This is a genomic window from Isoptericola sp. b408, from assembly GCF_030588085.1.
Classification (GTDB): Bacteria; Actinomycetota; Actinomycetes; order Actinomycetales; family Cellulomonadaceae; genus Isoptericola; species Isoptericola sediminis.
Genome location: NZ_JAUQYQ010000001.1, coordinates 136,099 through 149,070, shown reverse-complemented (window position 1 = coordinate 149,070; position 12,972 = coordinate 136,099). Strand labels below are relative to the sequence as shown.

13 protein-coding genes are annotated in these 12,972 nt (G+C 72.2%); 9 read left to right on the top strand and 4 right to left on the bottom strand.

Annotated features, from left to right (window positions below; all coding sequences use genetic code 11):
• Positions 1-98 precede the first annotated feature (98 nt).
• From Q6347_RS00675 to Q6347_RS00665, 3 genes are read left to right on the top strand one after another with little or no spacing between them, the layout of a single operon-like run.
• Positions 99-1,049, top strand: coding sequence for a metal ABC transporter substrate-binding protein (locus Q6347_RS00675; protein ID WP_304604759.1), 951 nt, complete (start codon positions 99-101; stop codon positions 1,047-1,049).
• Positions 1,046-1,804 carry a metal ABC transporter ATP-binding protein gene (locus Q6347_RS00670; RefSeq protein WP_304606360.1) on the top strand — a complete coding sequence of 253 codons (759 nt, stop codon included), beginning with the start codon at positions 1,046-1,048 and terminating at the stop codon, positions 1,802-1,804. The genes Q6347_RS00675 and Q6347_RS00670 overlap by 4 nt, the downstream gene beginning before the upstream one ends.
• On the top strand, positions 1,801-2,667 hold the full coding sequence (locus Q6347_RS00665; RefSeq protein ID WP_304606359.1) for a metal ABC transporter permease: 867 nt from the start codon (positions 1,801-1,803) through the stop codon (positions 2,665-2,667). The genes Q6347_RS00670 and Q6347_RS00665 overlap by 4 nt, the downstream gene beginning before the upstream one ends.
• Before the next feature lie 40 nt (positions 2,668-2,707).
• Here the strand turns inward: Q6347_RS00665 and Q6347_RS00660 are convergent, their stop codons facing one another.
• Together Q6347_RS00660 and Q6347_RS00655 are read right to left on the bottom strand one after the other, a co-directional pair.
• Positions 2,708-3,724: an NADP-dependent oxidoreductase gene (locus tag Q6347_RS00660; protein WP_304606358.1), complete on the bottom strand. Its 1,017-nt coding sequence runs from the start codon at positions 3,722-3,724 to the stop codon at positions 2,708-2,710.
• 45 nt (positions 3,725-3,769) lie between these two features.
• The gene (locus tag Q6347_RS00655) at positions 3,770-4,168 is read right to left on the bottom strand and encodes a DUF1304 domain-containing protein (protein WP_304604755.1); all 399 of its coding nucleotides are present in this window, start codon (positions 4,166-4,168) and stop codon (positions 3,770-3,772) included.
• Between the two features lie 98 nt (positions 4,169-4,266).
• Here Q6347_RS00655 and Q6347_RS00650 point away from each other — a divergent pair, with 98 nt between their 5' ends.
• From Q6347_RS00650 to Q6347_RS00630, 5 genes are all read left to right on the top strand, one after another.
• Entirely contained in the window at positions 4,267-4,854 is a 588-nt protein-coding gene (locus Q6347_RS00650; protein WP_304606357.1) for a TetR/AcrR family transcriptional regulator, read from the top strand.
• Between the two features lie 63 nt (positions 4,855-4,917).
• A complete protein-coding gene (locus Q6347_RS00645) occupies positions 4,918-5,190 on the top strand; it encodes a hypothetical protein (RefSeq protein ID WP_304604753.1) in 273 nt (90 codons plus the stop codon).
• 44 nt (positions 5,191-5,234) lie between these two features.
• Positions 5,235-7,073, top strand: a complete 1,839-nt coding sequence (gene glmS / locus Q6347_RS00640) for a glutamine--fructose-6-phosphate transaminase (isomerizing) (RefSeq protein ID WP_304606356.1) — start codon at positions 5,235-5,237, stop codon at positions 7,071-7,073.
• Between the two features lie 90 nt (positions 7,074-7,163).
• Complete coding sequence (locus Q6347_RS00635) at positions 7,164-8,603, top strand: basic amino acid/polyamine antiporter (protein WP_304606355.1); 1,440 nt, start codon at positions 7,164-7,166, stop codon at positions 8,601-8,603.
• Between the two features lie 16 nt (positions 8,604-8,619).
• Positions 8,620-9,873, top strand: coding sequence for an arginine deiminase (locus Q6347_RS00630; protein WP_304606354.1), 1,254 nt, complete (start codon positions 8,620-8,622; stop codon positions 9,871-9,873).
• Positions 9,874-9,881: 8 nt separating this feature from the next.
• On the opposite strand, the gene Q6347_RS00625 is transcribed toward Q6347_RS00630, so the two are convergent.
• Positions 9,882-10,592 (bottom strand): hypothetical protein, encoded by a 711-nt coding sequence (locus Q6347_RS00625; RefSeq protein WP_304604750.1) that lies wholly within the window; start codon positions 10,590-10,592, stop codon positions 9,882-9,884.
• Positions 10,593-10,621: 29 nt separating this feature from the next.
• Here Q6347_RS00625 and Q6347_RS00620 point away from each other — a divergent pair, with 29 nt between their 5' ends.
• On the top strand, positions 10,622-11,092 hold the full coding sequence (locus Q6347_RS00620; RefSeq protein ID WP_304606353.1) for a helix-turn-helix transcriptional regulator: 471 nt from the start codon (positions 10,622-10,624) through the stop codon (positions 11,090-11,092).
• Between the two features lie 15 nt (positions 11,093-11,107).
• Here Q6347_RS00620 and nhaA read toward each other — a convergent pair whose 3' ends face one another.
• On the bottom strand, positions 11,108-12,922 hold the full coding sequence (gene nhaA, locus Q6347_RS00615) for a Na+/H+ antiporter NhaA (protein WP_304606352.1): 1,815 nt from the start codon (positions 12,920-12,922) through the stop codon (positions 11,108-11,110).
• Positions 12,923-12,972 lie beyond the last annotated feature (50 nt).

The following is a 12,972-nucleotide window of genomic DNA, read 5'->3' as shown; positions in this document are numbered from 1 at the left end:
CCGGGACGGGGTGCCGCCGACGCCTCCGGGCGGACGGCGGCACCCCGTCGGTCGTCGGGGCTGGAGCGCGCGGCGGTCCATGAACTACAGTTTTCGGTATGCCGAAAACTCTGACGCGGACCTCCGGATCAGCGCTCACCCTGGCGGCCGCCGCGGCGCTGCTCGCCGGGTGCGCCGTGCCGACCGGCCAGGCCGCCGACGGGGACGACCGTCCCGTGGTGCTGACCACGTTCACCGTGCTGGCCGACATCGCCGAGAACGTCGCCGGTGACCACCTGCGCGTCGAGTCCATCACCAAGGTCGGCGCCGAGATCCACGGGTACGAGCCCACGCCCGGGGACGTGCGACGCGCCGCCGACGCCGACCTGATCCTCGACAACGGGCTGAACCTCGAGGCGTGGTTCGGCCAGTTCGTCCAGGACGCCGACGCCCCGCACGTCGTCGTCTCCGAGGGGGTCGAGGTGCTCGACATCGCCGAGGACGCCTACGCCGGCACCCCGAACCCGCACGCCTGGATGAGCCCGCTGAACGTCCAGACCTACGTCGACACCATGGTCGACGCGTTCTCCGACCTCGCGCCCGAGCACGCCGAGGACTTCGCCGCGAACGCCGAGGCCTACGACGCCGAGCTCCAGGCGGTCCAGGACGACCTCGTCGCGGCGCTGGAGACCCTGCCCGCCGAGCAGCGGGCGCTGGTCACCTGCGAGGGCGCCTTCTCCTACCTGGCCCGCGACGCCGGGCTCAGCGAGCAGTACCTGTGGGCGGTCAACGCCGAGCAGCAGGCCACGCCGCAGCAGGTCGCCGACGTCATCGAGTTCGTCGGGGCGAACGACGTGCCCGCCGTGTTCTGCGAGTCCACCGTCTCCGACGCGGCGATGCAGCAGGTCGTCGAGGCCACGGGCGCCCGGTTCGGCGGCACGCTCTACGTGGACTCGCTCTCCGAGCCCGACGGGCCCGTGCCGACCTACCTGGAGCTGGTGCGGCACGACGCCGACCTCATCGTCGCGGGCCTGACCGGCGCCGCGGCGGGCGACGGGGCCGGCTCGTGACGGAGTCGGCCCCGGTGATCGAGGCCGACGACGTCACCGTCCGCTACGGGGACGTGCTGGCCCTCGACGGGGTGACCCTGCGCGTGGGCGCCGGGACCGTCTGCGGGCTGGTCGGGATGAACGGTTCCGGCAAGTCCACGCTGTTCAAGGCCCTCATGGGCATGGTCGACGTCACGCACGGCGGGGTACGGGTCGCGGGCGGCACCCCCGCCCGCGCCCGGCGCCAGGGTCTGGTGGGCTACGTGCCCCAGACGGAGGCGGTCGACTGGGGCTTCCCGGTCTCCGTGCACGACGTGGTGATGACGGGACGCTACGGCCACCTCGGCCTCACGCGCCGCCCTCGCCCCGCCGACCGGGAGGCCGTCGCCGAGGCGCTCGACCGGGTCGAGCTGACGGACCTGGCCGACCGTCAGATCGGCCAGCTCTCCGGCGGCCAGCGCAAACGCGCCTTCGTGGCCCGCGGCATCGCCCAGGACGCGCGCCTGCTACTGCTCGACGAACCCTTCGCGGGGGTGGACAAGCGCTCCGAGGCCACGATCGTGCGCCTGCTGCGCGAGCTCGCCGCGGACGGACGGACGGTCCTGGTCTCCTCCCACGACCTGCACGCCCTGCCGCAGCTCGCCGACGAGGCGGTCCTGCTGCTGCGCCGGGTGCTGTTCCACGGGTCGGTCGCCGAGGCGCTGGAACCGGACCACCTGGCGCGGACCTTCGGTCTCGAGGTGCCGCTGGACGCGCTCGGAGGGGAGGCCTCGTGACCCTCCTCGACCTGCTCCTCGAACCGCTGTCCTACGACTTCATGGTCCGGGCCTTCGTCACGACGACGGTCGCCGCCGTCGTCGCGGCGCTGCTGTCCTGCTGGCTCGTGCTCGTCGGCTGGTCGCTCATGGGCGACGCCGTCTCGCACGCCGTGCTGCCCGGCGTCGTCATCGCCTACATCCTGGGAGCCCCGTTCGCGCTGGGTGCGCTCGTCTTCGGCGGGCTGGCCGTGGTGCTCATCGGTGCCGTGCGCGACTCCGGCCGGGTCAAGGAGGACGCCGCGATCGGCATCGTCTTCACGACGCTGTTCGCCCTCGGGCTGGTGCTCGTCTCGGTGACGCCCAGCCAGACCGACCTGAGCCACATCATCTTCGGCAACGTCCTGGGGATCTCGTCGGTCGAGCTGGCGCAGGTGCTCGCGCTCGCCGTCGTCGGCTCGACGGTGCTGCTGGTCAAGCGGCGCGACCTCGTGCTGTTCGCCTTCGACCCCACCCACGCCCACGCCATCGGGCTGTCGACACGTCGGCTCAGCGCCCTGCTGCTCGGGGTCCTCGCCCTGACCGCCGTCGTGACGCTGCAGGTGGTCGGCGTGATCCTGGTCGTGGCGATGCTCATCATCCCCGGGGCGACGGCGTCGCTGCTCACCCAGCGGTTCGGACGGATGCTGGTGCTGGCGCCGACGATCTCGGCGCTGTCCTCGATCGTCGGGATCTACCTGTCGTACTGGCTCGACGCCGCCTCGGGCGGGATGGTCGTGCTGGTGCAGGGGGCGGTGTTCACCGTGGTGCTGCTGACCAGCCCGCGGTACGGCCCGCTGCGTCGGTGGCGGGCGCGGTCGGTCCCGGCCGGCGTGCGGGCCTGACCGGTGGGCGGGCACCGGGGTGCCCGCCCACGGAGGGGTCTCAGGCGCCGGTGCGGACCAGCATCTTGCCGACGTTGCCGCCGCTCATCATGTCGAGGAACGCCTGCGGGGCGTTCTCGATGCCGTCCACGACGGTCTCGTCGTAGGCGATCTTCCCCTCGGAGAACCAGCCGGTCATCAGCTCGCGGAACCGGGGCGCGTGGTCGAGGTAGCCGCCCAGCGTGAAGCCGCGCAGCGTCAGTCCCCGCGTGATCGCGTTCGCCAGGTTGTCCGGGCCGGGCGTGCGCTCGGTGTCGTTGTACTGCGAGATGGCGCCGCACAGGGCGATCCGTCCGCCGGTGTTCATCCGGTCCAGCGCCGCCTCGAGGTGGTCGCCGCCGACGTTGTCGAAGAACACGTCGACGCCGTCCGGGGTGACCTCGCGCAGCTGTTCGCGCACGGGGGCGTCCTTGTAGTTGAACGCGGCGTCGTAGCCGTACCGGCTGGTGAGCAGCTCGACCTTCTCGGCCGAGCCCGCGGAGCCGATGACGCGTCCCGCGCCGAGGAGGCGCGCGATCTGGCCGACGGCCGTGCCGACGGCACCGGCGGCACCCGAGACGAACACGGTGTCGCCCTCGCGCAGGTCGGCGATCGCGGTGAGACCGACGTAGGCGGTCAGGCCGGTCATGCCGAGGATGCCGAGGTAGAGGGACGACGGGACGCCGGGGATCTCGGGCAGGACCTGGAACCCGCCGGCGTCCTCCTGGACGACGTCGCGCCAGCCGTACTGGTGCAGCACCAGGGCGCCGACGGGGACGTCGTCGGACGCGGACTCGACGACCCGGCCGACGGCGCCGCCGGTCATGGTCTCGTCCAGCGCGAACGGCGGGACGTAGCTCTTGACGTCGTTCATCCGACCGCGCATGTAGGGGTCGACGGACACGTACTCGTTGGCGACGCGGACCTGGCCGGGCTCGAGGTCGCCGTAGGTGACCTCGACGGTGCGGAAGGTCTCCGCGGTGGGCCAGCCCGTGGGGCGGGCCGCGAGCTGGATCTGGGTGGAGGTGGCCTGGGACATGGTGGAACTCCCGAGAAGGGTGGGGTGCTGCGGTCGGTCGGTGGGTCAGGAGAGGAGGGCCGCCGTCACGGCGACGACGGCGAGCAGCGGCAGCGTGCCCTGGGTGACGGCGGCGCGGCGCTTGTCCGGCGAGGAGACCAGGAGCACCAGGGCCGCCGCCGTCATCGCGCCGGTGCCCGCGAGGAGGAGCGACGCGCCGGCCGGGCTCGGGTCGTCGGACGCTCCGGTCAGCAGCGTCAGGACGATGCCGGTCACGGCGATGATCGCGAGGAACAGGTTGTAGAACCCCTGGTTGAAGGCGAGCTCGCGGGTCGCGGCCGCCTGGTCCGCCGTCGTGCCGAACACGGCGCGCGCCCGGGTGGTCCAGGCGAAGGACTCCAGCCAGAAGATGTAGACGTGCAGTGCGGCGGCGAGGCCGGTCAGGACCAGTCCCGTGACGATCATCGGGGTCGCTCCTCGGTCGGTGGACGGCACGGTCGTTCTGCACTGCTCGTTCCACAACGTATAGTGGAACGATCGTTGCAGCAAACCGGGAGCGTGGCATGGGTAGGGCGCAGACCTTCGACACCGACGAGGTGGTGCGCGCCGCGCTCGGCGTGTTCTGGAGGTCCGGGTACGAGGCGACCTCCGTCCCCACCCTGGAGCAGGCCACCGGGCTGAACCGCTCGAGCCTTTACCACGCCTTCGGGTCCAAGCGCGGCCTCTTCGACGCCGCCGTGCAGGCCTACCTCGACGACGTCGTGCGTCCCCGGTTGCGCCCCCTCGTCGCCGACCCCGTCGGCCCGGACGCGGTCGTCGACTACGTCGTGGGCCTGCGGTCGGCGCTCCTGCGCGCCGACTCGATCCAGGCGGACAGCGGGTGCCTGCTCGTCAACACCTCCGGGTCGCCGATCTCCCGCGACGAGACCGTCCGCCGGACCGTCGCCGCCTACCGGGCCGAGCTGCGCTCCGCGCTGGGGCGCGGCGTGGACGCCCGGTTCACCGACCGGGGCGCCGTCGAGCGTGAGCGTGTCGCGGACCTGTGCACCGCGCTCGTGGTCAGCGCCTTCGCCACCGTGCGGGTCGACCCCGCCGGGGCCGTCAGCGCGCTGGACGGCGCCCTCGGCCTGCTCGAGGCCGAGCCGACATAGCGATTCCTGCCCGATATCGGGCATCAGGTGGACACTCGGCCCGCGGTAGCGCACCATGGCGGGATGCAGGAGCACGGCATCGACCCCGAGCTGGTCGCGCGCATCGCCGCGACGACCGGCCTCACGGCGTCCGAGGGCGCCCGCGTGGTCGAGGACGTCCTGGCCTGGTACGCCGAACCCGTCGAGGACTACGTCCGGCGCCGGCACGCGAGCCTGCGGACCGCCGGCCACCGGAACGACGAGGTCTACGCCCGGATCGTCGCCGAGCTGCGGGCCCGGGTCGTCGCCGCTCCGGTCCTGACCGAGCGGCAGGTCCGCCGCATCGTCACCGGCTGACCTGCTCGTCACCTCGTCCCACCACACCCTCCGGAGCAGCAACCATGTGCGGAATCGTCGGCTACGTCGGCCCCCAGCAGGCCGCGCCCGTCCTCGTCGAGGGCCTCACCCGGCTCGAGTACCGCGGGTACGACTCCGCGGGCATCGCCGTGCTCAACCCGCGCTCGGACGCGCGCCCGTCCCGGGTGGTGCGCTCCCGGGGCCGGGTCCGCGACCTCGAGGCCGCCCTGCCCGCGCGCCTGACGGGCACCACCGGGATCGGGCACACGCGGTGGGCCACCCACGGCGAGCCCAGCGAGCGCAACGCCCACCCCCACACCTCGGCCGACGGCCGGGTGCACGTGGTCCACAACGGGATCATCGACAACTTCGCCACGCTGCGCAGCCGTCTGGCCGACGACGGTGTGGACCTCACCTCGGACACCGACACCGAGGTCGTCGCCCACCTCGTGGCCCGCGAGCTCGACGCCGGGCTGAGCGTCGAGGACGCGGTCCGGGCCGCCGTCGCGCAGATCGACGGCACCTACGCCCTCGCCGTGCTCGACGTCGAGACCCCCGACCGCGTCGTCGTGGCGCGCAACGGGTCCCCGCTGCTGCTGGGCGTGGGTGACGGCGAGATGTTCGTCGCGTCCGACCCGGCGGCGATCGTGCGGCACACCAGCCAGGTCGTGCTGCTCGACGACGGCGACTTCGCCACCGTGACCGCCGACGGATTCCACAGCTTCACCGCCGGCGAGGAGCGGACGGCCCGGTCCGCCGTCACCCTCGACCTCACCGTCGAGGAGCTGGAGCTCGACGGCCACGCGCACTTCATGCACAAGGAGATCCACGAGCAGCCCGACAGCGTCGAACGGATGCTCACCGGCCGGCTGGACGACCGGTTCGGCACCGCCAAGCTGGCCGGCCTCAACCTCGAGCCGCGCGACCTGCGCCGCTTCGACCGGGTCAAGGTGCTGGGCTGCGGGTCGGCGTACTACGTCGGTCAGCTCGGCGCCTCGATGATCGAGGACCTCGCGCGGATCCCCGCCGACGCCGAGCCCGCCAGCGAGTTCCGCTACCGCAACCCGATCATCGAGCCCACCACGCTGTACGTCGTGGTCAGCCAGTCCGGCGAGACCGCCGACACCCTCTTCGCGGTCCGCGAGGTGCAGCGCAAGGGCGGCACCGTCGTCGGGCTCGTCAACGCGGTCGGGTCCTCGATCGCCCGCGAGGTCGACGGCGGCATCTACCTGCACGCCGGGCCCGAGGTCGCGGTCGCCTCCACCAAGGCCCTGACGCACATGTCGATCGGGTTCGCGCTGCTCGCCCTCGTGCTCGGCCGGGTCCACGACCTCTCCTACGCCGACGGGCGGCGCATCATCGCCGGTCTGCGGGCGATCCCCGGGCAGATCCGCGAGATCCTCGCCGGGGAGGAGGCGCTCGCCGAGGCGGCGCGTGAGCTCTCCACGGCGCCCAGCCTGTTCTTCGTGGGCCGCGTGCGGGGCTACCCGGTCGCGCGTGAGGGTGCGCAGAAGTTCAAGGAGATCACCTACCGGCACGCCGAGGCCTACCCGACCAGCGAGCTCAAGCACGGCCCGCTCGCACTCATCAGCCCCGAGCTGCCGTCGGTCGCGATCATCCCGGACGACGACCTCGTCGAGCGCAACATCACGGCGGCCCAGGAGATCCGGGCCCGCGGCGGCGCCGTCGTCGCGATCACCCACCCGGGTGTCGAGCTGGGCGACGCCGCGACCTCGCGCATCGAGGTGCCGCGCAACGAGGTCGAGCTCGACCCGATCCTGCTGACCATCCCCACCCAGCTCCTCGGGTACCACGCGGCCGTGGCGCTGGGCGAGGACGTGGACCGCCCCCGCAACCTGGCCAAGTCCGTCACCGTGGAGTGACGCCCGGCACGGGCCCCTGGTGCGGAGTGCCGACCCGCCTGCCACGATGGCGGCACGTGGATCCACCGGCAGCGTGACGGGGGGCTGACGATGACGTCGCAGGAGGACACGCGGGCGACCCGGACGACGGTCGGCGTCTGGACGCTCACGGCCATGGTCGTCGGTTCCATGGTCGGCGCCGGCGTGTTCTCCCTGCCCAGCCGGTTCGCCGAGGAGACCGGGGTGGCCGGCGCGCTGATCGCCTGGGCCGTGGCCGGCGGCGGCATGCTCACCCTGGCGCTCGTCTTCCAGCGCCTCGCCGTGCGCCGCCCGGACCTCGACGCCGGGGTGTTCGCGTACGCCAAGGCCGGGTTCGGCGAGTACACGGGGTTCTTCTCCGCGGCCGGCTACTGGGCCAGCGCCTGCGTGGGCAACGTGACGTACTGGGTGCTGATCATGTCCACGCTCGGCGCGTGGGTCCCCGCCCTGGGCGAGGGGGACACCCTGGTCGCGGTGGCCGTATCGTCGGTGGGCCTGTGGCTCTTCTACCTGCTGGTGCGCCGCGGCATCACCGAGGCGACGGCCATCAACCGTGTCGTGACGGTCGCCAAGCTGGTCCCGATCGTCGTGTTCGTCCTGCTGGCGCTGTTCGTGTTCGACCCGGCGGTCTTCGCGGGCAACTGGGGCGGAGAGTCCTACGGCTCCCTCTTCGACCAGGTGCGCGACACCATGCTGATCACGGTCTTCGTGTTCCTCGGCGTCGAGGGGGCGAGCGTCTACTCGCGGCACGCGCGGCGGCGCGAGGACGTCGGCCGGGCCACCCTGCTGGGCTTCGGCAGCGTCCTGGCGATCTTCGCGTCGGTGACGATGGTGTCCTACGGCGTGCTGCCCGTCGAGGAGATCGCCGAGCTGCGGCAGCCCTCCATGGCCGGTGTGCTCGACGCGGCGGTCGGGGAGTGGGGCACCGCCTTCGTCAGCGTCGGCCTGATCATCTCCGTGCTCGGTGCCTACCTGGCCTGGACCCTCATGGCCGCCGAGGTGCTGTTCGTCGCCGCCAAGGACCGTGACATGCCGCGGTTCCTGTCCCGGACCTCGGCGCGCGACGTGCCGGTCAGCGCCCTGCTGCTGACCACCGTGCTGTCGCAGGTCGTGCTGGTCATCACGTTGTTCAGCGCCGACGCCTTCGACTTCGCCCTCGACCTGACGGCGGCGATGACGCTCATCCCGTTCCTGCTCGCCGCGGCCTACGCGCTCAAGCTCCGGCTCCGGCGCGAGACGTATGGCGGCGCGCCGGCCCGGACGCTGCGCGCCGACCTCGTGATCGCCGTCCTGGCGACCCTCTACACGGCGTTCCTGGTGTTCGCGGCCGGGCTCGACCTGCTGCTCCTGTCGCTGATCTTCTACGCGCCTGCCACGCTGCTCTTCGTGATGACCCGGCGTGAGCAGGGCCGGGCGGTGTTCCGCCCGCCGGAGCTCGTCCTGTTCGGGGTCGTCACGGCCGGCGCGGTGCTCGGCGTCGTCGGGTTGGCGACCGGCTGGGTCACCCTGTGAGACAAGGAGAAGGACCGTGACGGGAACCACCGGAGCGACTGCCCACGGCGTGCACTCGGAGGTCGGGCGGCTGCGCAAGGTCCTGGTCTGCCGACCGGGTCTGGCGCACGAGCGGCTCACCCCGACCAACAGCGACGACCTGCTGTTCGACGACGTGATGTGGGTGGAGGCCGCCCAGCGCGACCACGCCGACTTCGTGGAGAAGCTGACCTCCCGCGGGGTCGAGGTCGTCGAGCTGCACGACCTGCTCGCCGAGACGATGGCGATCCCGGCCGCCCGCGCCTGGCTGCTGGACCGGCTCCTGGTGCCGAACCGGGTCGGGCTGGGACTGGTCGACGGCACCCGGGCCTATCTCGAGTCGTTGGCGCCGCACGAGCTCGCCCGGTTCCTCATCGGCGGGCTGTCCACGGCGGACATGCCCCAGGACTACCTGACGGGGTACGTCTCGCTGGCGCGCGAGTCGCCCGACGCCCGGGAGTACCTGCTGCCGCCGCTGCCCAACACGCTGTACACCCGGGACACCACCTGCTGGATCTACGGCGGGCTGACGCTGAACCCGCTGTACTGGCCGGCCCGCAAGGACGAGACGCTGCTCATGACGGCGATCTACTCCTTCCACCCGGGCTACAAGGACTCCACGATCTGGTGGGGCGACCCGGAGGTCGACTGGGCGCAGGCCTCGCTCGAGGGTGGCGACGTCATGCCGGTCGGCGACGGCGTCGTCCTCGTCGGGATGAGCGAGCGCACGTCGCGCCAGGCCATCAGCCAGTTCGCCAAGTCGCTGTTCGACGCCGGTGCCGCCCGGCAGGTCGTCGTGGCCGGCATGCCCAGGCTGCGCGCGGCGATGCACCTCGACACCGTGTTCACGTTCGCCGACCGCGACCTGGTGACGGTGCACCCGCAGATCGTCGACGGCATCCACCCCTACGTGCTCTACCCGAGCGACCGCTCACCCGGGATCGAGGTGGTCGACGCCCGCGGCAAGTCCTTCGTCGACGTCGTCGCCGGGGCCATGGGACTGCCACGCCTGCGGGTCGTCGAGACGGCCGGGGACCTGTACGCCTCCGAGCGTCAGCAGTGGGACTCCGGGAACAACGCGGTCGCGCTGGAGCCCGGCGTGGTGTTCACCTACGACCGCAACACCCTGACGAACGCGGCGCTGCGGCGCGCCGGGGTCGAGGTCATCGAGATCGTCGGCGCTGAGCTCGGCCGCGGCCGCGGCGGCGGGCACTGCATGACGTGCCCGATCGTGCGCGACCCGCTGGACTGAATAGAGAGTCAGCCTTCTGAGGCCACCATTGCGCGCGCCAGCTCGGCACACGTCGCCGTCACGTCGTCCCATTTCCACCACCGCTTCTCCAGGCCCTTGTAGCGAGGGAGCTCGGGGATGACGGCGGCGTCCTTCGGTTCCGGTGCGGCGAGCTGAGCGGCGACCTGGGTGGCGACGGGGGACTCGTCGTGCAGCAGGTCGGCGTAGTAGTCGTCGATGCCGACCAGCACGCGTGCAGCATGGTCGGTCCCGGCAGCCGCGGCGAGCGCCGCGACGTCGAGGTAGTCGCGCACCTGGTTCCGCTTGACGATGAGGAAGGCCTTGATGCGCAGGATCTCGTCGAAGGTCGGCACCGTGAGCGTGCGGCCCGAGGGCAGGCGAAGTCGTTCGGTCTCCAGCGGCCTCGTGCGGATCAGCTGCCGCAGGCCGGACTCGATGCCTCCGAGCTCTCCGAGAATGATCTTTCCGGGGCGGACACGGTTGGTCAGCCACTCACCCTCGCGCTCGAGGGCATCGAGGATGATGTCGAAACGGTCGCGCAGGTCGACGAGCACATGGTCGTGGTCGACGGAGAGTCGATGCCGCGCGTGCAGCGCCGCGGCGGTACCCCCGACGAGGACGGCGTCCGGGACGATCTCCTGCAGCCTCGCGGCCGACTCCGCGAGCTCGTCCAGGGTCGGGACATCGTGCGGGTCTGCAGCGTCCTCCACAGCAGGCATATGATTATCGTATCTGATAAGGGGGACCGATGCTCCGTTTCCGCAACATCGATGCCAGCCCGGAGGATCCGGTGTCGTCCTGGGGCATCGAGGGACTGTCCACCGCCCTGGAGCGGGGATACCTGCCGCACTGGCAGCGCATCGCGCGAGCGGTCCGCGACGAGCCGCACGGTACCGTCGCCCGCCAGCTCGAGACGGCGCTCACCGTCGTCGAGCCGAACGGCGCCACCGCCCTGCTGTCCGCCGTGCTCGCGCAGGCCCGGGAGAGTGACCGGGCGGCCGTCGCCCGGAGCCTGCGTGAGCACGTCCGCCGATCCGGACTCACGGCCCAGGAGCTCGCGGCGGCTGTCGGTACGTCACCGTCCCGGCTCTCGACCTATCTCTCCGGTCGGGTCGTGCCCTCGGCCGCCATCGCGCGGCGCATCGCACGGACCGCCGAGGAGCATGCGCGCCGTGGCCGGATCCACCCCGGCGGCGCACTCGACAGCCCTGCTGCCTGACGGGCCGGGTCGTCGTCAGGACCCGGGCCGGTCCGCCGCCTCGAGCTCCTCGATCGCCGCGATCAGTGTGGCGGCGTCGTGCGGCCCGCGATGCCGGGTGCCGTCCAGGAAGAACGTCGGGGTGCCCTGCGCGCCGCTGGCCCGGGCGCTCTCGGCGTGGTCGGCGACCCGGGCGTGCAGCGCCTCGTCGGCCAGGTCGGCGTCGAACTGCTCCGGGTCCAGCCCGAGCTCGTCGGCATAGCCCCGCAGGTCCTCGGCCTCGAGCGCGGTCTGGTTCGCGAAGAGCAGGTCGTGCATCTCCCAGAACTGTCCTTGCCGGGCGGCCGCCTCGGCGGCGACGGCGGCGAGCCGGGCGTGCGGGTGCACGTCGTCCAGGGGCAGGTGCCGCACGACGTAGCGCACCCGACCGTCCAGGGCGTCGCGCAGGTCGCGCCACATGCCGGTGGCCCGGGCGCAGAACGGGCACTCGAAGTCGAGGTACTCCACGATCGTGTGCGGCGCGTCCGGGTTGCCGCGGTAGTGGTCGTGGCGCAGGTCGACCGCCGGGTCGAGCGTCGTCGGCAGGTCGGCGCTCTCCTCACCCCAGCGCACGCGCGCCAGCCGGAACAGCACCCAGCCCAGCAGCGAGGCGAGCACGAGGGCGAGCAGCACGCCGACCGTCGCGGCCTGCACCTGGGACTCGTCGTCGAAGGCCAGGCCGATCACCAGCAGCGACACGGTGAAGCCGATGCCGGACAGGGCGGCGCCGCCCAGGACGCTGCCCGGCCCCACGCCGTCGGGCAGCGTGCCCAGGCCCAGGCGGACGGCCACCCAGGTGCCCAGGCTGATGCCGACGAGCTTGCCGACCACCAGCCCGGCGACCACCCCCCACGTGATGGACGAGACGAGCGCCTCGCCCAGCGCCCCGCCCCGCAGGTCGATCCCGGCGTTGGCCAGGGCGAACAGCGGCACGACGACGACGTTCACGGGGGTGTTGAGCACCTCGTGCAGGCGGTGGTTCACCGAGATGGAGCGGGAGAGCCCGAGCTGGACGTCGCGGGCGACGGCGGCGCTGGGGGACTGCCAGTAGGCGCGGTAGAGGTTCTTGGTGCGCACCACGTCGGCCCGCTTGGTCAGCGCGGCGGGCACCAGCAGCCCGGCGAGCATCCCCGCGATGGACGGGTGGATGCCGGCCTGCATGGTCGCGCCCCAGAGCACGACGACGACGAGGACGTAGGGGGTGCTGCGCCACTCGCGCATCCGGCCCAGCAGCCACAGCGCGACGAGGCACGCCCCGGCGAGCAGCAGCGGGCCCACCTGGACGTCCTCGGAGTAGACGACGCCGATGATCGACACCGCGAGGAAGTCGTCCACCACGGACAGCGTCAGCAGGAAGACCCGGAGCTGGTTGGACATCCGCGGACCCACCAGCGCCAGGACACCGAGCAGGAACGCCGTGTCCGTGCCGACGACGGCACCCCACCCCTGCGGTGCCGCGCTACCGGCGATCGCCAGGTAGATCAGCGCGGGCACCACGACCCCGGCGGTGCCGGCGACGAGCGGGACGAGCCGCTGGCTCCGTCGTCGCAGGGACCCGATCGTCAGCTCCTGACGCACCTCGAGCCCGACGACGAAGAAGAACAGCACCATCAGCCCGTCGTTGACCCAGTGGTGCAGGTCCATGTCGAAGGCCAGGTCGCCGAGGTCGACCTGGATCGGGATCTCCCACAGCGCGGTGTACGACGCCGAGAACGGGGAGTTGGCCCACAGCAGGGCGAACAGCGTGACCGACAGCAGCAGCACGGCCGCGCCGGTGTCGGTGCGCAGCCGCTGCGCGATCTTCAGGGCCATGGGGACTCCTTCGAGGGGCTCTGGGAGCCTACGACGGCCGGGCGCGGTGC

Coding starts and splice junctions, on each gene's coding strand:
- Q6347_RS00675 (WP_304604759.1), top strand. CDS start 99: ATGCCGAAAACTCTGACGCGGACCTCCGGATCAGCGCTCACCCTGGCG.
- Q6347_RS00660 (WP_304606358.1), bottom strand. CDS start 3,724: ATGTCCCAGGCCACCTCCACCCAGATCCAGCTCGCGGCCCGCCCCACG.
- Q6347_RS00655 (WP_304604755.1), bottom strand. CDS start 4,168: ATGATCGTCACGGGACTGGTCCTGACCGGCCTCGCCGCCGCACTGCAC.
- Q6347_RS00650 (WP_304606357.1), top strand. CDS start 4,267: ATGGGTAGGGCGCAGACCTTCGACACCGACGAGGTGGTGCGCGCCGCG.
- Q6347_RS00645 (WP_304604753.1), top strand. CDS start 4,918: ATGCAGGAGCACGGCATCGACCCCGAGCTGGTCGCGCGCATCGCCGCG.
- glmS (WP_304606356.1), top strand. CDS start 5,235: ATGTGCGGAATCGTCGGCTACGTCGGCCCCCAGCAGGCCGCGCCCGTC.
- Q6347_RS00635 (WP_304606355.1), top strand. CDS start 7,164: ATGACGTCGCAGGAGGACACGCGGGCGACCCGGACGACGGTCGGCGTC.
- Q6347_RS00625 (WP_304604750.1), bottom strand. CDS start 10,592: ATGCCTGCTGTGGAGGACGCTGCAGACCCGCACGATGTCCCGACCCTG.
- Q6347_RS00620 (WP_304606353.1), top strand. CDS start 10,622: ATGCTCCGTTTCCGCAACATCGATGCCAGCCCGGAGGATCCGGTGTCG.
- nhaA (WP_304606352.1), bottom strand. CDS start 12,922: ATGGCCCTGAAGATCGCGCAGCGGCTGCGCACCGACACCGGCGCGGCC.